This is a genomic window from Vibrio sp. YT-19(2023), assembly GCF_033337395.1.
Map to the genome: position 1 here is coordinate 121,137 of NZ_JAWOQN010000011.1, position 20,843 is coordinate 141,979.

At 44.7% G+C, this 20,843-nt stretch carries 18 protein-coding genes and 2 tRNA genes; 16 read left to right on the forward strand and 4 right to left on the reverse strand.

Annotated elements, in window-relative coordinates; all coding sequences use genetic code 11:
* Window positions 1–23: 23 nt before the first annotated feature.
* Complete coding sequence (locus R7E78_RS10665; RefSeq protein WP_054579093.1) at window positions 24–1,316, reverse strand: peptidoglycan DD-metalloendopeptidase family protein; 1,293 nt, start codon at window positions 1,314–1,316, stop codon at window positions 24–26.
* A gap of 130 nt (window positions 1,317–1,446) precedes the next feature.
* Between R7E78_RS10665 and tyrS the strand changes: the two genes are divergently transcribed.
* Together tyrS and R7E78_RS10675 are read left to right on the forward strand one after the other, a co-directional pair.
* A complete protein-coding gene (gene tyrS / locus R7E78_RS10670; protein ID WP_017820416.1) occupies window positions 1,447–2,634 on the forward strand; it encodes a tyrosine--tRNA ligase in 1,188 nt (395 codons plus the stop codon).
* A 417-nt stretch (window positions 2,635–3,051) separates the two neighbouring features.
* Window positions 3,052–3,897: a magnesium transporter gene (locus R7E78_RS10675; RefSeq protein WP_005380062.1), complete on the forward strand. Its 846-nt coding sequence runs from the start codon at window positions 3,052–3,054 to the stop codon at window positions 3,895–3,897.
* On the opposite strand, the gene dacB is transcribed toward R7E78_RS10675, so the two are convergent.
* Entirely contained in the window at window positions 3,876–5,297 is a 1,422-nt protein-coding gene (gene dacB / locus R7E78_RS10680; protein ID WP_017635897.1) for a serine-type D-Ala-D-Ala carboxypeptidase, read from the reverse strand. The genes R7E78_RS10675 and dacB overlap by 22 nt on opposite strands.
* 186 nt (window positions 5,298–5,483) lie before the next feature.
* Window positions 5,484–6,506 (reverse strand): porin, encoded by a 1,023-nt coding sequence (locus R7E78_RS10685; RefSeq protein WP_005380064.1) that lies wholly within the window; start codon window positions 6,504–6,506, stop codon window positions 5,484–5,486.
* A 545-nt stretch (window positions 6,507–7,051) separates the two neighbouring features.
* Here R7E78_RS10685 and greA point away from each other — a divergent pair.
* Window positions 7,052–7,525 carry a transcription elongation factor GreA gene (gene greA / locus R7E78_RS10690; RefSeq protein WP_005380065.1) on the forward strand — a complete coding sequence of 158 codons (474 nt, stop codon included), beginning with the start codon at window positions 7,052–7,054 and terminating at the stop codon, window positions 7,523–7,525.
* A gap of 84 nt (window positions 7,526–7,609) precedes the next feature.
* Here greA and yhbY read toward each other — a convergent pair whose 3' ends face one another.
* Window positions 7,610–7,906, reverse strand: a complete 297-nt coding sequence (gene yhbY / locus R7E78_RS10695; protein ID WP_005380066.1) for a ribosome assembly RNA-binding protein YhbY — start codon at window positions 7,904–7,906, stop codon at window positions 7,610–7,612.
* Window positions 7,907–8,044: 138 nt separating this feature from the next.
* On the opposite strand from yhbY, the gene rlmE reads away from it, so the two are divergent.
* From rlmE to rpsO, 13 genes are all read left to right on the forward strand, one after another.
* On the forward strand, window positions 8,045–8,674 hold the full coding sequence (gene rlmE, locus R7E78_RS10700; RefSeq protein WP_005388985.1) for a 23S rRNA (uridine(2552)-2'-O)-methyltransferase RlmE: 630 nt from the start codon (window positions 8,045–8,047) through the stop codon (window positions 8,672–8,674).
* Window positions 8,675–8,782: 108 nt separating this feature from the next.
* Entirely contained in the window at window positions 8,783–10,756 is a 1,974-nt protein-coding gene (gene ftsH / locus R7E78_RS10705; protein ID WP_017635895.1) for an ATP-dependent zinc metalloprotease FtsH, read from the forward strand.
* A 52-nt stretch (window positions 10,757–10,808) separates the two neighbouring features.
* Window positions 10,809–11,639 carry a dihydropteroate synthase gene (folP, locus tag R7E78_RS10710; RefSeq protein ID WP_017820419.1) on the forward strand — a complete coding sequence of 277 codons (831 nt, stop codon included), beginning with the start codon at window positions 10,809–10,811 and terminating at the stop codon, window positions 11,637–11,639.
* A 19-nt stretch (window positions 11,640–11,658) separates the two neighbouring features.
* Window positions 11,659–12,999 (forward strand): phosphoglucosamine mutase, encoded by a 1,341-nt coding sequence (gene glmM, locus R7E78_RS10715; protein WP_005388992.1) that lies wholly within the window; start codon window positions 11,659–11,661, stop codon window positions 12,997–12,999.
* 220 nt (window positions 13,000–13,219) lie between these two features.
* Complete coding sequence (gene secG / locus R7E78_RS10720) at window positions 13,220–13,558, forward strand: preprotein translocase subunit SecG (RefSeq protein ID WP_005380080.1); 339 nt, start codon at window positions 13,220–13,222, stop codon at window positions 13,556–13,558.
* A 16-nt stretch (window positions 13,559–13,574) separates the two neighbouring features.
* Window positions 13,575–13,658 (forward strand) — tRNA-Leu (locus R7E78_RS10725).
* A 56-nt stretch (window positions 13,659–13,714) separates the two neighbouring features.
* Window positions 13,715–13,791: transfer RNA gene (locus R7E78_RS10730), tRNA-Met, on the forward strand.
* Window positions 13,792–14,016: 225 nt separating this feature from the next.
* A complete protein-coding gene (gene rimP, locus R7E78_RS10735) occupies window positions 14,017–14,472 on the forward strand; it encodes a ribosome maturation factor RimP (protein ID WP_005386424.1) in 456 nt (151 codons plus the stop codon).
* A 36-nt stretch (window positions 14,473–14,508) separates the two neighbouring features.
* Window positions 14,509–15,996, forward strand: a complete 1,488-nt coding sequence (nusA, locus tag R7E78_RS10740) for a transcription termination factor NusA (RefSeq protein WP_005380084.1) — start codon at window positions 14,509–14,511, stop codon at window positions 15,994–15,996.
* A 22-nt stretch (window positions 15,997–16,018) separates the two neighbouring features.
* Window positions 16,019–18,730, forward strand: a complete 2,712-nt coding sequence (infB, locus tag R7E78_RS10745) for a translation initiation factor IF-2 (protein ID WP_005380086.1) — start codon at window positions 16,019–16,021, stop codon at window positions 18,728–18,730.
* A gap of 114 nt (window positions 18,731–18,844) precedes the next feature.
* Window positions 18,845–19,240: a 30S ribosome-binding factor RbfA gene (rbfA, locus tag R7E78_RS10750; RefSeq protein WP_005380087.1), complete on the forward strand. Its 396-nt coding sequence runs from the start codon at window positions 18,845–18,847 to the stop codon at window positions 19,238–19,240.
* Entirely contained in the window at window positions 19,240–20,193 is a 954-nt protein-coding gene (truB, locus tag R7E78_RS10755; protein ID WP_017820421.1) for a tRNA pseudouridine(55) synthase TruB, read from the forward strand. Before rbfA ends, truB begins: the two co-directional genes overlap by 1 nt.
* Window positions 20,194–20,334: 141 nt before the next feature.
* Window positions 20,335–20,604 carry a 30S ribosomal protein S15 gene (rpsO, locus tag R7E78_RS10760; RefSeq protein ID WP_005380094.1) on the forward strand — a complete coding sequence of 90 codons (270 nt, stop codon included), beginning with the start codon at window positions 20,335–20,337 and terminating at the stop codon, window positions 20,602–20,604.
* Window positions 20,605–20,843: the final 239 nt, after the last annotated feature.

Consider the following 20,843-nt stretch of genomic DNA (forward strand, 5'->3'; position numbering starts at 1 on the left):
CGCTGCCCTTTTCAATACCTGGCTTACTTCATTGCTAGCAGTTTGCTGTAGCGTTCAAGCTTGTCCATGCTAATTTTCGCGTTTGCCATGAAAGTTTGTCTCGCTTTGCCTGTCAGGGATTTAGATTGTGGCAAATTCACCGTGCGCGGGTTTTTATGGACACCATTCACAAGGAACTCATAGTGCAGGTGAGGGCCAGTTACACGGCCAGTTCCGCCAAGCGTACCAATGGTTTGGCCTTGCTTAACGCGTTGACCAGCTCGTACAGTACGTTTGGTTAAGTGCAGGTACTTGGTAATGTAAGTATTGCTATGTTTAATGAAAACGTAGTTACCATTAAATTTGTTGTAAGACGATTTTTGAACAACGCCATCACCAGCCGCCCAAATCGGGGTGCCCACTGGTGCCGCATAGTCCGTGCCTCTATGAGGACGAACGCGTCCCGTCACTGGATGTAAGCGGCGTGGGTTGAAATTAGACGAAACTCGACGGAAGTCCAACGGCGCGCGTAAGAATGCTTTTTTCATTGCACGCCCATTTTCGTCGTAATACTTGCCACTTTTCTGATCCAATATTGCGGTAAAGGTATCGCCTTGGTTTTTAAAGATCGCAGCAATGATTTTTCCACGGCCGATTACTTCACCTTCTACCACTTCCTCTTGGTAAAGTACTCGGAAGCTGTCGTTTTTACGAATATCTAAAGCAAAGTCGATGTCCCAACCAAATATGCCAGCCAGTTCCATGATTTGGTTACCATTTAATCCAGAAGATATTCCTGCATTCCAAAAGTTTGATTTGATGGTGGCTTCAGCGTAGTTGTACTGGAAGTCGACTTCTTTTTTATCAACTTCAGAAACGTACTTGCCGTCTTTTAATGTGATACGAAAAGTCTCGAACGCGCTTAGTGTTCTTCTTAGCTGCACCAAGTTGTTATTTTCGTCAAAACCAAATTGCAATCGGTCACCAGGTCGAAGCCGAGTTAACTGTTTTTCCACTTCTTTGTCTGATGACACCAGTTCATGTAATAGACGAGCAGAAAGCCCTACGCGACTAAATAAGATGGCAGCACTCTCGCCATTTTTTACCTTGTATGTCTCCCAGCGCAGCACGGCGGGAACCGCAGGCGATGAACTATTTAGTGCACTGAGTTCGAGGGAAACTGGCACAGGATAATGTTGACCAACTTTTAATCGGCTCTGCTGCGGGTCTAGGTCTTGCGGATCAGGTAAAAAGAAGAGCGCGAAGATAATCAGCGCACTAAAAAAACCGATCAATACTTTGTGCAAGAGTGGAAGTCGGACAAAAATCGAATGCATGAGGTACTTGATTGCTAAATTAAACGGAAAAAGTGACAACTACCTAGTCTAACGTGTTTCAAAATGCATCGCTATTCAAGTAATATGTTCAGCTATTATATTTTTGCCAAATCTGTGGGAGTGAACAAGAATGGCGAGCATTGAAGCTGCACTAGCCGAGATTAAGCGCGGTGTTGAAGAGCTGATTCCAGAAGAAGAGCTAATCGCAAAACTAAAAGAAGACCGTCCTCTACGTATTAAATTGGGCGCTGATCCAACAGCACCTGACATTCACCTAGGCCATACGGTTATTTTCAATAAGCTTCGCTTGTTCCAAGAACTAGGTCATGAAGTGACGTTCCTAATCGGTGACTTCACTGCAATGGTTGGTGACCCAACAGGTAAAAACACAACTCGTCCACCGCTAAGTCGCGAAGACGTATTGCGTAACGCTGAAACGTACAAAGAGCAAGTGTTCAAAATTCTCGATCCTGCAAAGACTAAAATTCAGTTTAACTCTGAGTGGCTGTCTGAACTGGGCGCAGAAGGTATGATTCGCCTTGCGGCAAACCAAACCGTTGCTCGTATGCTAGAGCGTGACGACTTTAAAAAGCGTTACGCGGGTGGTCAGCCAATTGCTATTCATGAGTTCATGTACCCACTTCTACAAGGCTGGGACTCAGTAGCAATGGAAACGGATGTTGAATTAGGTGGTACAGACCAGAAGTTCAACCTTCTAATGGGTCGTGAACTGCAAAAGTCTCACGGTCAAAAACCTCAGGTTGTACTGATGATGCCGCTTCTAGTGGGCCTTGATGGCGAGAAGAAGATGTCTAAGTCAGCAAACAACTACATCGGTATCAGCGAAGCGCCAAGCGAAATGTTTGGTAAAATCATGTCTATTTCTGATGACCTAATGTGGAGCTACTACGAGCTGCTCTCTTTCCGTCCTCTGGAAGAGATTGCTCAATTCAAAGCTGATGTAGAAGCGGGCAAAAACCCTCGTGACATCAAAGTATTGCTAGCAAAAGAAATTATTGCTCGTTTCCACAGTGAAGCCGATGCCGATGCAGCAGAGCAAGAATTCGTAAACCGTTTTGCGAAGAACCAAATTCCTGATGAAATGCCAGAGTTTGACTTTGACGCAGGTCGCCCAGTGAGTAATCTGTTGAAAGAAGCAGGCTTATGTCCATCATCGTCAGATGCGATGCGCATGGTTAAGCAGGGCGCTGTGAAGATTGATGGTGAAAAAATTGCGGACAGCAAATTTGCTCCAGAAGCGGGTACTTACGTGTTCCAAGTAGGCAAACGTAAATTTGCTCGTATTACTATTCAGTAATTCATAATGACTGCAAATGAAAGCGTCCGAAGGGCGCTTTTTTGTATGAAAATTTAGCAAAAACGGCAAAGTAAAACTTCCATACCTGATGAACTTTGCTACTATACTAGCGCTGCCAATAATGGCAGCGCTATTGGAGATTTACATGAACAATACCGACCATCCTCCCAGTCGTTGGGTGAGTAAGATTAAGGGAGCGAAATAGCCCGCTTCGGTATTGGCGATCTCCGCCTTACCTAAGTGGTGAGGCATCTTTTCTAATTTTCTTCTCGTTATTTCCTTCATACATTCTGAATAGACAGTGCATTCGCATTGGTTTTCTCTGTGCATCTTATTTGTTGTCTGACTTTTAGCGTGCAAGAGTGGCTTTTCATGCTTTGTCGATGGTCGTTACCAATGCCAATCGGGAGATTCGCCATGACGGTAATGAACAACACTTTTATTGAAACAACACCAAACTTTTCTGAAGTAGAAATTGGTGCTGCTCGCAATGCATTCTTGCAGTACGAGCAAGAGCAACAAGTCCATTTGCTTACGGTTATGCCGATTGATGAGGCTGTAGGTATTTTACAGCATTGCTCTGTCGGCTATGTGAATAGTCTTATTGCTCAACTTGAGCAAGCAGGTCATGACAAACGCGCACGTCATTATGCTCACCAACTGGGTCTGCATATGTCTGAAGTTGATACACCCGATGGTTATTTATCAACTAGTGTTTTAGGGCATGTAAAACAGCGTATTGGATGGATCATTGCGCTGGCTCTTTTAGGGATAGTGTCAGGCTTGATCATCGCTCAGTATGAGGACACCCTTAGTCAGCTTGTTTTACTTGCAGTGTACATGCCAGTGATTGCAGCTGCTGGTGGTAACACAGGAACACAAGCAGCAACTTTGGTGATTCGTGCTCTTGCTACTGGAGAGTTAAAAAAACGCCAATGGTTAGAAGTTTTGTGGAAAGAGAGCCGAGTCGCTCTATTTATTGCGCTAGCGATTGCTATCGTGATGATTGGACGCATTATGTTATTTAGTGCAGGACAATCAACAGGAGGCTTTGAACTGACCGATATCGCACTGGCAATAGCAGTTGCGCTGTTCATTCAAGTCACCATTTCTACAACATTGGGCGGGCTGTTGCCAATTATTGCACGAGCTTGCAAGTTGGACCCAGCCGTATTGGTGAGTCCAGTTCTTGCGTCTATCGTCGATATTTCAGGAATGTGGATTTACTTTAACGTGGTGAACTATTTCTTAGGTATTGCCTGACTAAAGTTCACAATGTCATTGTAAAAAAGCTGCTCAAAATGTGTAATCGGGGCGATGACAGGTGTGTTGTCGTCCCGTTTTTCTGGGAAGTAGTCTGAAACAAACTGAACAAAAATGGTGTTAGGTTGACCATTTTTATCCAAGCCATATCCAGCCATATTGTAAGTCCCGTAGATAGAGCCACTTTTCGCGATCAGCTGTCCTTTAATTGGAAGTTTTCGCATACTTTGTCGGTACTTTAATGTGCCGGATTCACCTGATTTCGGCATGATGGCAATCAATTTGAGTTCGTTTTCATGCTTCCAAATATAGCGCAGCATTTCAGCCATCTTGGTCGCGGAGATCCGGTTATTTCGCGAAAGTCCTGAGCCGTCTTCTAGGCGCGCATTACGAATATCAATACCAGTGTTGGCGAAAATGATCTGCTTGATCGCTTCTGTCCCGTTAGTAAAACTGCCTGGCTGAACGAAAAATTTAGCGCCAAGTGTTTTGGTTAATGTGTCGGCAATTAAGTTGTCAGAGTTTTTGAGCATATCTTCGAGAATGTCTGGTAAGGCTTTTGATTGATGCATTGCGATGAGCTTTCGCTGCTTTTCTGGCGCCGTACCGACCCTAATCTTTCCCGATACCCCAATGTTGAGCTCCTTGAGCAAAGCCGCCAACCTTTGACTGGTGTAACGCTCAGGGTCTTGAACCGCAAATTTCAGTGGCAATGGTTTGTCTCTTTCAACCAAGCACCCTGTTAGCTTGTAGTTGTTATCGGGATTTGCAACTAAACCTAAGTCACAATGACGACTTTTCTTAATGGTTTTAGAAACTGTTTCTACGGTACTTGTGACACGAATAGGTTGATGCTCTGGTACGTAGACCCGCGTTCCACCATCTTTTTGTGTATAGATAGAGGCTTGTACACAGTTGTTATTGAGTGTGATGGTCGATGCCGGAGCGCTGTAGCAAACTCCCAAGATATCCCACGGCCAGCCCACCGCACGGTTATAACCAGTGAATGCGCTGTTATCGAGCCATAGGTCACCGTTAATCCGTTTTAAGCCATTTTTCTTAGCTAGAGTGAGAAGTGATTTTAAGTCGTTGGTTTGGAGTGTTGGGTCGCCGACAAAGTAAATCACTGTATCTGAGTTCGACGTTTCCAGCTTGGTTCGAAACCGGAAGTTATCACCCAGTTCTAGCTTTGCGGCTAATGCGGTGACGATTTTTAATGTACTCGCTGGTGGGAACAGTTGTTCGGTAGGATGAACACCGTCAAGCTCAGCATTTTCACTGAGTTTTTCCGCAACTAAACTGATGCGGGCGCCTTCAGGCAACACCTCTTGATGAGGGTACGCTTGTGAAAAAGCAGAAAGTAATGAAGAGAATATGAGCAAGGGCCAACGTAAACGCATAATGATACTTTCTAAGGTGAGTTATGTGATTGAGTATACGCAAGTCCTTTCAATATGCTAGGTAACTAAAGAAATGCTTCAAATGTCTTCATGAATGAGACACGAGAGAAAGGCGCGCTGCTTAAAATGAAGTATAAAAAATGCCCGCTTAAAGCGGGCATTCGATATTCTAGTCAAAGACCGGAATTAGAAGTCGTAACGTAGACCTAGAGCTAGCTCGTCTTCAGCATCGATCTTAGTTGCAACTGTTTTGCTCGTGTCAGTTGAACCAAACTTGTCACCTGCATCAATCAGGTTGAAGTTGTAAGAAATGTAACCACGGAAGTTAGGCTTGAAGTAGTAAGAAGCATCAACAGCGAAGTTGTTTGCAGAAGTTTCGTTGTTAGTTTCTGCATTGTTGTATGATGTTGTAAATACTGTTTGGCCTAGAGTGTAAGCACCCGCTAGCTCGTAACCAGTGTAATCAACTGTGTTACTGTTGTTTGAATCTTCCATTTTCTCGCCGTCAGTGAATACACCAGCGAAGTAAAGATCAGACATTGTGTAAGATGCAGCTAGCATGTACTCGTTAGCTTTGTCTTGATCTGCGTAACCAGCACCTAGCTCAAGACCAGTGTCAGCTAGAGCGTAGATTGCAGATAGAGAGTAACCGTCTTGTTTGTTGTCGTAGTACTCACCAGTGTTTTTGTTTTCCATACGATCAGCGAAGCGGTAGCTTGCTTTTACGCTTAGGTTTTCAAACTGGCCTTTGTAAGCCATCATGTTGTCTGTACGGTCTGATACAGCTAGTTTGTCTGCTGCAGAGTTACCGTGGTAAGCCATGATATCTGTGAAGTCAGTGATAACGCCTAGTGCACCTTCAGTTTTACCGTATGCGAACTCACCGTAAGCACCGCCAAGACCAGCGTAAGCAAGACGAGTTTCTAGATCGCTCTTGTCGTCGCCGTCTACAGTACCGTTTTGAGCAGTCTCAAATTCACCTTCCCAGAAACCAACACCGTATAGGTTGTCATTGATTTCTTGTTTACCAAGGAAGTTTAGACGGATGCGAGATTTGTCTTGAGCGTCGCCATCTTTCATAGATAGACGTGCTTCAGCACGGCCGCCCATTTCTAGAGAAGTACCGTCTTGGTTGTAAAGTTCAGCTGCGTTTACGCCAGTTGCCATAGCTGCTGCAGATACAGAAAGAGCAATTAGAGTCTTTTTCATCTTATTTGTCCTAGTTAGCTGTCCATAATCATTGTTGTATGGGGGAGAGGTGATCTCTCACAAGTTGTTGGTCCAAAATTGGCTAATTGAGCGATATAGTTCGCACTTGTAAGCCATTGATCTAACAACTCGCTGGACATGTTTTACTGCTAAAGTTTCCGTATGAGTTAGTAAAATGATATAAATCCCACTGATGAACACTGTTCAATTGTGCGTTGTTTTTATTTAAATTACTGTTTTTGATTGAAATTATTGGCAATGACATTGGCCTGACATTGATTAGTTTTTATCTTTTTTGAGGTTTTTGGTGTAATGAACAGTGTTGTTTTTCAATAAATTGAGAAGGTGATTCGCCCTAGAACCGCTCTAAAAGTGAGTTATATCATTATGCCGAAAAGGCATAGTCTTGCTGTCTTTCGAATTAAGATGATTTCGTCCGGGAGTTTGTTTACACTAAACGAAATACATCTTTAAGCGCACTACCCAGTCCTATGACAGGGTGGGCTTTTTTTGTCCAAAGACCCATTTGGGCTTGAGGTTATAAAATGGAAAAAGTTCCAATGACACTACGTGGCGAGCAAAAGCTACGTGCAGAACTCGATCGTCTACTTAAACTACGTCCTCAGATCTCAGAGGCAATTGCTGAAGCTCGTGAGCTAGGTGATTTAAAAGAGAATGCTGAATATCACGCCGCTCGTGAAGAGCAGGGCATTTGTGAAGCACAAATCCGTGACATTGAATACAAACTGTCAGTTGCTCAAGTTATTGATGTAACGAAGATGGAGAACACGGGTAAAGTTATTTTTGGTTCAACCGTAACCTTGATTGATATCGACACCGAAGAAGAAAAAACGTACCAAATCGTTGGTGATGACGAAGCCGATATCAAAGCAGGTCGCATTTCAGTGAGCTCACCTATTGCTCGTGGCCTGATTGGTAAGATGGAAGGCGATGAAGTTGCTATTCAAACTCCGGGTGGCGCGAAAGACTTCGAAATTGACCGAGTAGAATATATCTAAGTCGTTTGGAGTAGCATTACTACTCTGATAAAACGCAAAAAGGTCGCCTCAGGCGACCTTTTTTCTTCAGCAACGTAAGTAGAGTTACTTACGAGGGATTTCGATTTTACGCTCTTCAGACTGGCGGTATAGCACAAGCACTTTACCAATAGTCTGAACTTTTTCAGCGCCCGTCTCACGTACGATAGCGTCGATGATTAGCTGTTTTGTTTCACGATCTTCCGAAGCAACTTTTACTTTGATAAGTTCGTGATGGTTAAGAGCGATTTCAATTTCTGCTAGCACGGCTTCTGTAAGTCCATTTGCGCCCATTAGCACAACAGGTTTTAAACTGTGAGCTAGGCCTTTAAGGTGCTGCTTTTGTTTGGTGCTTAGGTTCATTACGCGGCCAATTTTCTTTAAAATAAGGGTTGAAAAAAGCTATTTTAACGCCATCTATTGCTGAAGACTATAATTTATTGAGTAATAGGTAGCGCCTATTAAAACAATAGCTCCAATTTGTGCCTTGTTGGGATTAAAATGAGTAAACAAAAACATTCGGCTAGTTCTGGTCGTTGGTTGAAAGAACACTTTGATGATAAATACGCGAATGAAGCCCGAAAAAAAGGCTACCGCTCACGTGCTTATTTCAAGATCGATGAGATTCAAACGAAAGATAAATTGTTAAAGCCTGGAATGACAGTCGTCGACTTGGGGGCTGCGCCGGGCGGATGGTCTCAATATGCTGCTAAGATAGTAGGGGACAGTGGTCAGATCATCGCGTGTGACTTGCTTCCTATGGACCCGATTGCTGGCGTTAGCTTTTTACAAGGCGACTTTCGTGATGATGCAGTATTGGAAGCTTTGCTAGAAAGGATCCAACCTTCCATGGTAGACGTAGTAATGTCTGATATGGCGCCTAACATCGCGGGAAACAATTCTGTTGATCAACCTCGCGCTATGTATTTAGTTGAATTAGCTTTAGATATGTGTCGACAAGTTCTAGCGCCTAATGGTAGCTTTGTCGTAAAGGTTTTCCAAGGGGAAGGCTTCGATCAGTATGTGAAAGAAGTCCGAGACATGTTTAAAGCCGTAAAAATTAGAAAACCAGACTCATCGCGAGCTCGCTCTCGAGAGGTCTTCGTCGTAGCCACTGGTTACAAAGGTTAACCATTTTGCTCTCTTGAGAGCGTGTTAACACTATAGCTACAGTTAATGAACTGTAGTACCCTACCTTTAATTACAATTAGTTATCGAGAGGCTTACACCTTGAGTGACATGGCAAAAAATTTAATTCTGTGGCTTGTTATCGCCGTCGTATTGATGTCGGTATTCCAGAGCTTTGGCCCTGGAGAAAGCAATGGCAGAACCGTGGATTACACCACGTTTGTACAGGAAGTTGGCCAAGGCCAGATTCAAGAAGCAACTTTTAAAGACGGTGAAATTAGTTTTGTTCGTCGTGGCGGCGGTGCCAAAATGGTCACTTACATGCCAGTGTATGACCAAAAGCTTCTAGATGACCTAATTAACCAAAACGTGAAAGTACAAGGCACGCCTCCAGAAGAGCAAAGCTTGCTTGGTACTATCTTCATCTCTTGGTTCCCAATGATCTTACTGATTGGTGTATGGATTTTCTTCATGCGTCAAATGCAAGGCGGCGGTGGTAAAGGCGCCATGTCTTTTGGTAAGAGCAAAGCTCGAATGATGAGCGAAGAACAAATCAAGACAACTTTTGCTGACGTTGCTGGTTGTGACGAAGCAAAAGAAGACGTGAAAGAACTGGTGGACTACCTACGCGATCCAAGCCGCTTCCAAAAACTGGGCGGTAAGATTCCAACGGGTGTTCTAATGGTTGGTCCTCCTGGTACGGGTAAAACGCTTCTAGCGAAAGCCATTGCCGGTGAGGCGAAAGTACCATTCTTTACTATCTCTGGTTCTGATTTCGTAGAGATGTTCGTTGGTGTTGGTGCATCTCGTGTGCGTGACATGTTTGAACAAGCAAAGAAAGCCGCACCTTGTATCATCTTTATCGATGAGATCGATGCGGTAGGTCGTCAACGTGGCGCAGGTGTTGGTGGTGGTCATGATGAACGTGAACAAACACTAAACCAAATGCTCGTTGAGATGGATGGTTTCGAAGGTAACGAAGGTATTATCGTTATCGCTGCGACTAACCGTCCTGATGTGTTGGACCCTGCGTTACTGCGTCCTGGTCGTTTTGACCGCCAAGTGGTAGTTGGTCTTCCAGATGTACGTGGCCGTGAACAGATCCTAAAAGTTCACATGCGTAAGGTCCCTCTAGCGGGTGATGTAGAGCCTTCTCTCATCGCGCGTGGTACTCCAGGCTTCTCTGGTGCTGACCTAGCAAACTTAGTTAACGAAGCAGCCCTGTTTGCTGCGCGCGGTAACAAGCGCAACGTTTCTATGGTTGAGTTTGAACTGGCGAAAGACAAAATCATGATGGGTGCTGAGCGCCGTTCAATGGTGATGTCTGAGGAAGTTAAAGAGTCAACCGCATACCACGAAGCGGGTCACGCGATTGTTGGTCGCTTGGTTCCTGAACACGATCCAGTGTACAAAGTGTCTATCATTCCACGTGGTCGTGCGTTGGGTGTAACAATGTACCTTCCAGAGCAGGACCGCGTGAGTATGTCTCGCCAACACCTAGAATCAATGATTTCTAGCTTGTACGGTGGTCGTTTAGCAGAAGAACTTATCTACGGTGCTGACAAAGTATCAACCGGTGCTTCTAATGATATCGAGCGCGCAACAGATATTGCTCGTAAGATGGTTACTCAATGGGGTTTCTCTGAAAAGCTTGGCCCTCTGCTGTATGCAGAAGATGAAGGCGAAGTGTTCTTAGGACGTAGTGTAACTCAGACTAAACATGTGTCTGACGATACAGCGAAGTTGATTGATGACGAAGTTCGTCAGATCATTGACCGCAACTACGATCGTGCGAAGAAGATTCTTCAAGAGAACATGGATATCATGCATGCGATGAAAGATGCGCTGATGAAGTATGAAACCATTGATGCTCGCCAGATTGATGACTTAATGGAGCGCAAAGCTGAAATTCGTGAGCCTGCGGGCTGGAGTGATAACTCAGCAAGCAAACCAGAAGACAGCGACAAGCCTCAAGCAAAGCAAGAAGTTAAAGAAGAAGCAACGGAGACTGCGAAAGATGCAGAACAGCCTAGCTCTTCTGAAACAACTTCTAACGAAGCGCCTGAAAAGAAAGACTCTGAATAAAGAGTATCGATAATATTAAACCCCGAGTTATCTCGGGGTTTTTGTGTTTATGATGATGATTACAGCAAATAACAAATCTTTGGACCTTTCGCGTCCACATGTCATGGCCATTCTAAATGTGACACCGGATTCCTTTTCGGATGGCGGTAAATACAACTCAATTGAACTTGCTCTTGCTCAAGTTGATAAAATGATAAAGGCTGGTGTAAGTATTGTTGATGTTGGTGGTGAATCGACAAGACCTGGTGCACCGGATGTGTCTTTGGAAGAAGAGCTTAGGCGTGTTGTCCCAGTAATCAAAGCCATTCGTGAAAAGTATGATGTGTGGATTTCCGTTGACACCAGTAAAGCAGAAGTGATGCGTCAAGCAATTGATGCTGGGGCTGATTTGATCAATGACATCCGCTCGCTGCAAGAGCCAGGTGCTCTGGAAGTCGCAGCAGAAGCAAACCTTCCAATTTGTCTGATGCATATGAAAGGTCAGCCTAGGACCATGCAAGTTGACCCTCATTATGATGATTTAATGGGGGACGTGTCGGCTTTTCTAGAAGAGCGTATCGCGGCGTGTGAAGCAGCAGGGATTGATAAATCTCAACTGATTCTCGATCCTGGGTTTGGCTTTGGCAAAACAATCGAACACAATTATCATATGCTTGCTCATCTTGAAAAGTTTCATGAATTCGGCCTGCCTATTTTGGCTGGCATGTCTCGTAAATCCATGATCTTCAAACTGTTAGACAAGCCAGCGGCAGAGTGTACGAACGCAAGTGTCGTTTGTGCTACGATTGCCGCGATGAAAGGCGCGCAGATCATTCGCGTGCATGACTTTGAAGAGACAATCGAAGCGATGAAAGTTGTTGAGATGACGAAAAACAATATTTAAAAATAATAAAGGAAAGTTTATGTCGAATGAAAGACGTTACTTTGGTACTGACGGTGTGCGCGGTAAAGTAGGACAATACCCAATCACTCCAGACTTCGTACTTAAGCTTGGCTGGGCTGCTGGTCGTGTACTAGCGAAACAAGGCACAAAGAAAGTTATCATAGGTAAAGATACACGTATTTCAGGTTATATGCTTGAATCTGCACTAGAGGCTGGCCTTGCAGCTGCGGGACTTAAAGCAACATTTACTGGTCCCATGCCAACTCCAGCTGTGGCATATTTAACTCAGACTTTCCGTGCCGAGGCTGGTATTGTGATTTCTGCATCACATAACCCATATTACGACAACGGCATTAAATTCTTTTCTTCTGAGGGTACTAAGCTACCTGACGATATCGAATTGGCGATCGAAGCTGAGTTAGATAAAGAAATTGAATGTGTGGAGTCTGCTGAGCTTGGTAAAGCAACCCGCCTAAATGATGCAGCTGGTCGTTACATCGAATTCTGTAAGAGTACTTTCCCATCTGAGCTGAGCCTTGCGAACTTTAAGATCGTAGTAGACTGTGCGCACGGTGCAACGTACCACATCGCTCCAAATGTTTTCAAAGAACTTGGGGCAGAAGTTATCGCTATGGGCGTAGAGCCTAACGGCATCAACATTAATGAAAAAGTGGGCGCAACAGACGTACGAGCTCTTCAACAGCGTGTTGTTGAAGAGCAAGCGCATCTTGGTCTCGCATTTGATGGTGATGGTGACCGCATCATTATGGTCGACCACCTAGGTAACAAAGTTGATGGTGACCAAATTGCTTATATCATCGCTCGTGATGCACTTCGTCGTGGTGAGCTAAAGGGTGGTGTTGTTGGTACACTAATGACTAACTTGGGTATGGAAAATGGTTTAAAGCAGCTAGGCATTCCGTTTGTACGTGCTGCTGTTGGTGACCGTTATGTCATGGAGCAACTGCTAGAAAAAGGTTGGAAAATTGGTGCTGAAAACTCAGGCCATGTGATCTTATTAGATAAAGTCACAACCGGCGATGCGATTGTTGCTGCACTTCAAGTACTTGCTTCTGTAATTGGCAGCGATATGTCTTTATATGAACTATCGCAAGGAATGACATTATATCCTCAGGTTTTAGAAAATGTCCGTTTCTCAGGAGAAAGTAACCCTCTTGAAGCTACAGCTGTATTAAACGCTGTCGCTGAAGTAGAGGCGACACTTGGTGATAAAGGGCGTGTACTGCTGCGTAAGTCTGGCACTGAGCCTTTGATCCGCGTTATGGTGGAAGGCGAAGATGGTGAACTAGTTCAACACTCAGCATTGAAAATCGCTGAGGCTGTTAAAGCAAGTTGTTAATCATTGCGTTAAAGCATGTCTTGAATGAAAAGGGCATCTTTTGCCCTTTTTTTGAGCGCTTAACGCATTGGCATTGATTTTTTACTAATTTTCCCTTGTCAGCGTTACTGGCTTTCGCTAGTATTGCTCCGCCTCCCGTTAGGAGGTCGCTAGCCTTGTTCATTATGATTTGTTCTTTTGAACGGCGCTGGCTCAACAATTTGGAACATAGGTGGAAAAAATGTTTTCAGTTCTACTTGTGATTTACCTGTTGGCAGCGCTTGGTGTGATTGGCCTTGTGTTGATTCAACAAGGTAAAGGCGCAGATATGGGAGCCTCGTTCGGTGCTGGTGCTTCAAACACAGTGTTTGGTGCTGGCGGCTCAGGTAATTTCTTAACCCGAACAACTGCTATTTTAGCAACCGTATTCTTTATCGTTAGCTTGTTACTTGGTCGTATGTCTACGCACCAGACTGAATCACAATGGGTAGACCCAACGTTAGGTCAACCAGTTGTTGAACAAGTTAAGGACGCAGCGAGTGAAGTTCCTGCCCCTGCGGGTGATGAAATTCCTCAATAAGCTGTAAGGTTTTGATGCCGAGATGGTGAAATTGGTAGACACGCTAGCATGAGGTGCTAGTGCCTTAGGTGTGAGGGTTCGAGTCCCTCTCTCGGCACCATGTATTTACAAACTTGTAAATCACTTGTTTGCGAGTATAATGCTCAGCAAGTCGGACGCGGGGTGGAGCAGCTTGGTAGCTCGTCGGGCTCATAACCCGAAGGTCGTCGGTTCAAATCCGGCCCCCGCAACCAATCTCTTTCTTTAAAAGGAAATCGTAGATTGGCAAGTTTGCGTAGTGCTAACCACACTACGAGTTAAGAAAAGCAATTGTTGGCTATTCTTAACGTATCAGGGTCCAGCAGCATAAAACCCCGACTATCGGGGTTTTTTGTTATCTGAGCTTTTTGAAATAGCTCAGATACTGCTTGGTTTTTTGATTGGGCTCTGAGCCCTTTTTTTGTTTCTGGAGTGGTTAAATGACTGGTTTAGAAAGACAACTTACTGAAATGCTTGACGCGCCAGTAGCGGCATCAGGTTATGAGTTAGTTGGATTAGAATTCATTCGTGCAGGCGCGCACTCAACGTTACGTATCTACATTGACCATGAAAATGGTATTAACGTAGACGACTGTGCAGAAGTTAGCCACCAAGTTAGTGCAGTTTTAGACGTTGAAGATCCAATTTCTGTTGCTTACAGCCTAGAAGTGTCTTCTCCAGGTTTAGAAAGACCACTTTTTAAAGCAGCACATTACGAGCAATTTATTGGTCACGAGGTCAGCATCGTATTGAAAATGGCTGTAGCAAACCGTCGTAAGTGGAAAGGTATTATCCACGGTGTTGATGGCGAAACAGTGACAATTACTGTAGACGGTCAGCAAGAAGAGTTTGCTCTAAGTAACATTTCCAAAGCTAACCTGATCCCTAAATTTTAGTTCCCTAAAAAAGTTTAAGCTTAGAGGCTAAATACAATGAGTAAAGAAATTTTAGCGGTAGCAGAAGCGGTATCGAACGAAAAAGCGGTACCTCGTGAGCGTATCTTTGAGGCTCTTGAGATTGCTCTAGCAACTTCTACAAAGAAGAAATACGAAATCGAAATCGACGTACGTGTTGCCATTGACCGTAAAACCGGTGAGTTTGTAACTTACCGCCGTTGGTTAGTTGTTGATGACGTTGAGAACCCTACAAAAGAGATCTCACTAGAAGCAGCGCAATACGAAGATGATTCAATCGAGCTTGGCGACTACGTAGAAGACGAAATCGAATCAGTAACGTTTGACCGTATTACGACTCAAACTGCTAAGCAAGTTATCGTACAAAAAGTTCGTGAAGCTGAGCGCGCACAAATCGTTGAACAGTTCATCGACAATGAAGGTGATCTAATCACTGGTGTCGTGAAAAAAGTAAACCGTGACACAATCGTGCTTGATCTTGGTAATAACGCTGAAGCGGTAATCCTGCGTGATGACCAACTTCCTCGTGAAAACTTCCGTCCAGGCGACCGCGTACGTGGCCTTCTTTACAAAGTCGCGCCTGAAGCACGTGGTTTCCAATTGTTCATCACTCGTTCTAAGCCAGAAATGTTGGCAGAACTGTTCCGTGTTGAAGTGCCTGAAATCGCAGAAGATATTATCGAGCTGAAAGGCGCAGCACGTGATCCTGGTTCTCGCGCTAAGATCGCTGTCAAAACAAATGACAAACGTATCGACCCTGTAGGTGCGTGTGTTGGTATGCGTGGTGCACGTGTACAAGCTGTTTCTGGCGAACTTGGTGGTGAGCGTATCGATATCGTTCTTTGGGATGATAACCCAGCTCAATTCGTTATTAACGCAATGGCGCCAGCTGATGTTGCTTCTATCATCGTTGATGAGGATGCACACTCAATGGACATCGCAGTTGAAGCTGACAACCTAGCGCAAGCTATTGGTCGTAACGGTCAAAACGTGCGTCTAGCATCTCAACTAACCGGTTGGGAACTGAATGTTATGACAGTTGCTGATCTTCAGAAGAAACACGCTGAAGAATCACAAGCATCTATTGAAAACTTCATGAAGTACCTAGATATTGAAGAAGACTTCGCTCAACTTCTTGTTGAAGAAGGTTTCTCAACGCTAGAAGAAATCGCATACGTGCCAGTTAACGAGCTACTAGAAATCGATGGTTTGAATGAAGAACTAATCGAAGAGCTTCGTGGACGTGCAAAAGATGCACTAACGACGATCGCACTAGCACAAGAAGAGTCTTTTGAAGGTCTAGAACCAGCTGAGGACCTACTTGCACTTGAAGGTCTTGAGCGTGAGATGGCATTTAAATTGGCAGCGAAAGGTGTAGCGACACTGGAAGATCTTGCTGACCAAGGTATTGACGATTTAGAAGGTATCGAAGGCCTGACCGAGGAACGTGCAGGTGAGCTAATTATGGCCGCACGTAACATCTGTTGGTTCGGCGAAGAAGCATAATTTTCGGCAAGGAGGAAGCGGCATGACACAATTAACAGTTAAAGCACTGAGTGATGAGATTGGTACGCCAGTCGACCGCTTGATTGAACAACTTGCTGACGCTGGCATTAAAAAGGCGAGCTCTGACAATGTTACTGATGAAGAGAAGCAGAAGCTTCTCTCTCATTTAAAGAAAGAACACGGTGATAAATCAGGTGATTCAGAGCCGACTCGCCTTACGCTTCAGCGTAAAACTCGTAGTACACTTAGTGTGAACGCGGGTGGTGGTAAGAGTAAGAATGTTCAGGTTGAGGTGCGCAAAAAACGTACATACGTGAAGCGCAGCACAATTGAAGATGAAGCGAAACGTGAAGCTGAAGAAGCAGCACAACGTGAAGCAGAAGAAGCAGCAAAACGTGCAGCAGAAGAAGCTGCAAAACGTGAAGCTGAAGAAGCTGCAAAACGTGAAGCTGAAGAAGCTGCAAAACGTGAAGCGGAAGAAAAAGCGAAACGTGAAGCTGAAGAAAAAGCGAAGCGAGACGTAGATACGAATGCACAACGTAATGCTGAAGAAAAAGCAAAGCGTGATGCTGAAGAGAAAATTAAGCAAGAAGCAGCGCGAAAAGAGGCCGACGAGCTTAAACGTCGTCAGGAAGAAGAAGCTAAGCGTAAGGCTGAAGAGGAAAGTCAGCGCAAGCTTGAAGAAGCTCGCGAATTGGCTGAAAAGAATAAAGAGCGTTGGTCTGCTGCAGAAGAGAAAAAGGGTGATATGGAAGATACAGATTACCATGTAACGACTTCACAATACGCACGTGAAGCCGAAGATGAAGCAGATCGCAAAGTAGAAGGCGGTCGTCGTAAGAAGAAAAAAGCAGCTTCGGGTAAAGACGACCAAGCTCGCGGTGGCCGTAACAACCAACGTGGCGGTAGAGGTCGTAAGGGCAAACTTGCTAAGCCGACTTCAATGCAGCACGGGTTTGATAAGTCAGCAACGGTTGCTAAGCAAGACGTTGTAATTGGCGAAACGATCGTTCTATCAGAACTTGCTAACAAGATGTCGGTTAAAGCGACAGAAGTTATCAAAGTAATGATGAAGATGGGCGCTATGGCGACTATCAACCAAGTGATCGACCAAGAAACAGCACAACTTGTTGCTGAAGAAATGGGCCATAAAGTAGTTCTTCGTAAAGAGAACGAACTGGAAGAAGCGGTACTATCTGACCGTGACACTAACGCGGAAGCAGTTCCACGTGCTCCAGTTGTTACTATCATGGGTCACGTTGACCACGGTAAAACGTCAACACTTGACTACATCCGTCGCACACACGTTGCTTCTGGCGAAGCGGGTGGTATTACTCAGCACATTGGTGCGTACCACGTTGAAACAGACAACGGCATGATCACGTTCCTTGATACTCCTGGACACGCAGCGTTTACTGCAATGCGTGCTCGTGGTGCTCAAGCAACAGATATCGTTGTTCTTGTAGTTGCAGCAGACGATGGCGTAATGCCACAAACAGTAGAAGCGATTCAGCACGCGAAAGCGGCAGGCGTTCCTCTAATTGTTGCTGTGAACAAGATCGATAAAGAAGACGCGAACCCAGATAACGTTAAGAACGAGCTTGCTCAATACGACGTTATTCCTGAAGAGTGGGGCGGTGAGAACATGTTCGTTCACATCTCTGCTAAACAGGGTACAAACATCGATGGTCTTCTAGAAGCAATCCTTCTTCAGTCTGAAGTTCTTGAACTTACAGCTGTAGCTGAGGGCATGGCATCTGGTGTTGTTGTTGAATCTCGCCTAGATAAAGGTCGTGGTCCAGTTGCAACAGTACTTGTTCAATCAGGTACACTAAACAAAGGCGACATCGTTCTTTGTGGTCAAGAATACGGCCGTGTTCGTGCAATGCGTGATGAGCTAGGTAAAGAAATTACTTCGGCTGGCCCATCTATCCCTGTAGAGATCCTAGGTCTTTCAGGTGTACCATCTTCAGGTGATGAAGCAACAGTAGTTCGTGACGAGCGTAAAGCGCGTGAAGTAGCTAACTACCGTGCTGGTAAGTTCCGTGAAGTGAAACTTGCTCGTCAGCAGAAATCTAAACTAGAGAACATGTTCTCTAACATGACTGCTGGTGAAGTTGCTGAACTTAACGTTGTACTTAAAGCAGACGTTCAAGGTTCTGTAGAAGCAATCGCTGACTCACTAGTTAAGCTATCTACTGACGAAGTTAAAGTGAACATCGTTGGTTCTGGTGTAGGTGGTATTACGGAAACTGACGTAGTACTAGCGGAAGCTTCAAACGCAATCATCCTTGGCTTTAACGTTCGTGCAGATGCTTCTGCTCGCCGTGCTGTTGAAGCCGCAGCTGTTGACTTACGTTACTACTCAATCATTTACCAATTGATTGATGAAGTGAAACAAGCAATGGGCGGTATGCTTGCTCCAGAATTCAAGCAAGAGATCATTGGTCTTGCTGAAGTTCGTGACGTGTTTAAGTCACCGAAACTGGGCGCTATCGCTGGTTGTATGGTTACAGAAGGTGTGATCAAGCGTAACAACCCAATCCGTGTACTACGTGATAACGTTGTTATTTACGAAGGTGAACTAGAGTCACTACGTCGTTTCAAAGATGACGTTCAAGAAGTTAAGAATGGCTACGAATGTGGTATCGGCGTTAAGAACTACAATGATGTTCGCGTTGGTGACCAAATCGAAGTCTTCGAAATCGTTGAAATTAAACGTACTCTAGACTAATTGACTAAAATTACTAATATTGTCTTTGAAAGATAAGTAGTAATTGGTTGTTGAATACACCATGGGGGGCTGGCTTTGACCAACCCCCCATTCTTTCTATATAAGAGTAAAGATATGTCAAAAGAATTTAGCCGCACGCAGCGCGTTGCACAGCAGCTGCAAAAAGAACTAGCGATGATCCTTCAACGTGAAGTTCGTGACTCTCGCCTTGGCATGGTGACGATCTCAGACGTAGAAGTCTCTCGTGACCTAGCTTACGCAAAAGTATTTGTGACCTTCCTGTGTGTGGGTGAGCAAACACCTGAATCATGTCTAGCAGCGCTACGTGAGCACGAAGTGCACATTCGCATGATGTTAGGTAAGCGTATTCGTCTACGTTTAACGCCAGAAATCCGCTTCCACTATGACAATACGCTTGTTGAAGGTATGCGTATGTCTAACCTAGTGTCTGAAGTCGTTAGTTCAGACAAACAAAAGCAAAAAGATTCTGGTCGTGAGGACGAAGAATAATGGCTCGTCGTCGTAAAGGTCGTCCAATTAATGGCGTTATACTGTTGGACAAACCAACAGGTATCTCTTCCAATGATGCACTGCAAAAAGTAAAGCGAATCTACTTTGCTGAGAAAGCAGGCCACACTGGAGCCTTGGACCCATTAGCGACAGGCATGCTGCCAATTTGCTTGGGTGAAGCGACAAAATTTTCTCAGTTTCTTCTTGATTCTGATAAACGCTACCGTGTGATCGCAAAGCTGGGTGAACGTACCAATACGTCTGACTCGGATGGTGAAGTTGTAGAGACGCGTCCAGTCGATGTTACGTTAGACAAGCTAGAAGCGTGCATCGATCAGTTCCGTGGTGAATCTGATCAAGTGCCTTCCATGTTCTCTGCGTTGAAGTATCAAGGTAAACCCTTGTATGAATACGCTCGTAAAGGCATCGAAGTTCCGCGTGAATCTCGTAAGATCACGGTATATGAGATTGTTCTTCACCGTTTTGAAGGCGATGAAGTAGAGATGGAAGTGCACTGCTCTAAAGGTACCTATATTCGTACTATCGTTGATGATCTGGGCGAAATGTTAGGTTGTGGTGCGCACGTAACTATGCTTCGTCGTACTGGTGTTGCTAAATACCCTTACGAGAATATGGTAACACTTGAGCAACTAAATGAGTTGCTAGAGCAAGCTCACCGCGAGGAACGAGCGCCTCGAGAACTACTGGACCCACTGCTTTTGCCAATGGATACAGCGGTAGAAGACTTACCAGAAGTCAACTTGGTGCCTGAACTGGCGGATATGGTCCAACATGGGCAGCCCGTTCAAGTATTTGGTGCTCCGACAGAGGGCTCACTTCGCCTTACTATGGGTGAAGAACGCTTGTTTATTGGCGTTGGCGAAATGAACGAAGATGGCAAAATCGCTCCTAAGCGATTGGTCGTGTTCCGAGATGACGTTGCATCCAAGTAAATGATTGAAAATACCGACCTGAGTGTCGGTATTTTTATATTGCACGAGATAGGAAATTTCCCTATAATCCGCGCTTCGCGTAGCGGCTGAATCAGAGATTGGCTGCTACAACTTTAAACCTACTCTTATTAGGAGAGAATTATGTCTCTGAATGCAGAAACTAAAGCAGCAATCGTTGCAGAATACGCACAAGGCGAAGGCGACACTGGTTCACCAGAAGTTCAAGTAGCTCTACTTACAGCTTCTATCAACCACCTACAAGGTCACTTCAAAGCGCACAAAGGCGATCACCACAGCCGTCGTGGTCTTCTACGCATGGTTTCTCGTCGTCGTAAGCTTCTAGATTACCTAAAAGGTAAAAACCTAGCTCGCTACCAAGACCTAATCAAACGTCTAGGCCTACGTCGCTAATCAGCGACTGCATAGCAGTTTGTCTAAAAAGGGGCTTTATGCCCCTTTTTTGTTGCCTAAATTTAGCCAAATTAGACTTATGCCGTTATAATACTGGCGGCTAAACCTTGTAAGAGGTTTTCTCAAAAGCTCATAGCATTACAGTCAACCACGTCGACCAAAAGGTCGCGACTATTCAAAAGGAACTTCCGAGTTTCTTTTTACTAGTCGCGATTCGTAATGCCTTGAGTGTCAATTAA

Bases quoted from the DNA above. Each gene is read 5' to 3' on its own strand.
- yhbY (WP_005380066.1), bottom strand. From the start codon at position 7,906: ATGAACCTAAGCACCAAACAAAAGCAGCACCTTAAAGGCCTAGCTCAC.
- rimP (WP_005386424.1), top strand. From the start codon at position 14,017: ATGACTGGTTTAGAAAGACAACTTACTGAAATGCTTGACGCGCCAGTA.
- rbfA (WP_005380087.1), top strand. From the start codon at position 18,845: ATGTCAAAAGAATTTAGCCGCACGCAGCGCGTTGCACAGCAGCTGCAA.
- dacB (WP_017635897.1), bottom strand. From the start codon at position 5,297: ATGCGTTTACGTTGGCCCTTGCTCATATTCTCTTCATTACTTTCTGCT.
- rlmE (WP_005388985.1), top strand. From the start codon at position 8,045: ATGAGTAAACAAAAACATTCGGCTAGTTCTGGTCGTTGGTTGAAAGAA.
- greA (WP_005380065.1), top strand. From the start codon at position 7,052: ATGGAAAAAGTTCCAATGACACTACGTGGCGAGCAAAAGCTACGTGCA.
- infB (WP_005380086.1), top strand. From the start codon at position 16,019: ATGACACAATTAACAGTTAAAGCACTGAGTGATGAGATTGGTACGCCA.
- nusA (WP_005380084.1), top strand. From the start codon at position 14,509: ATGAGTAAAGAAATTTTAGCGGTAGCAGAAGCGGTATCGAACGAAAAA.
- truB (WP_017820421.1), top strand. From the start codon at position 19,240: ATGGCTCGTCGTCGTAAAGGTCGTCCAATTAATGGCGTTATACTGTTG.
- R7E78_RS10665 (WP_054579093.1), bottom strand. From the start codon at position 1,316: ATGCATTCGATTTTTGTCCGACTTCCACTCTTGCACAAAGTATTGATC.
- R7E78_RS10675 (WP_005380062.1), top strand. From the start codon at position 3,052: ATGACGGTAATGAACAACACTTTTATTGAAACAACACCAAACTTTTCT.
- folP (WP_017820419.1), top strand. From the start codon at position 10,809: ATGATGATTACAGCAAATAACAAATCTTTGGACCTTTCGCGTCCACAT.
- glmM (WP_005388992.1), top strand. From the start codon at position 11,659: ATGTCGAATGAAAGACGTTACTTTGGTACTGACGGTGTGCGCGGTAAA.
- tyrS (WP_017820416.1), top strand. From the start codon at position 1,447: ATGGCGAGCATTGAAGCTGCACTAGCCGAGATTAAGCGCGGTGTTGAA.
- secG (WP_005380080.1), top strand. From the start codon at position 13,220: ATGTTTTCAGTTCTACTTGTGATTTACCTGTTGGCAGCGCTTGGTGTG.
- rpsO (WP_005380094.1), top strand. From the start codon at position 20,335: ATGTCTCTGAATGCAGAAACTAAAGCAGCAATCGTTGCAGAATACGCA.
- R7E78_RS10685 (WP_005380064.1), bottom strand. From the start codon at position 6,506: ATGAAAAAGACTCTAATTGCTCTTTCTGTATCTGCAGCAGCTATGGCA.
- ftsH (WP_017635895.1), top strand. From the start codon at position 8,783: ATGGCAAAAAATTTAATTCTGTGGCTTGTTATCGCCGTCGTATTGATG.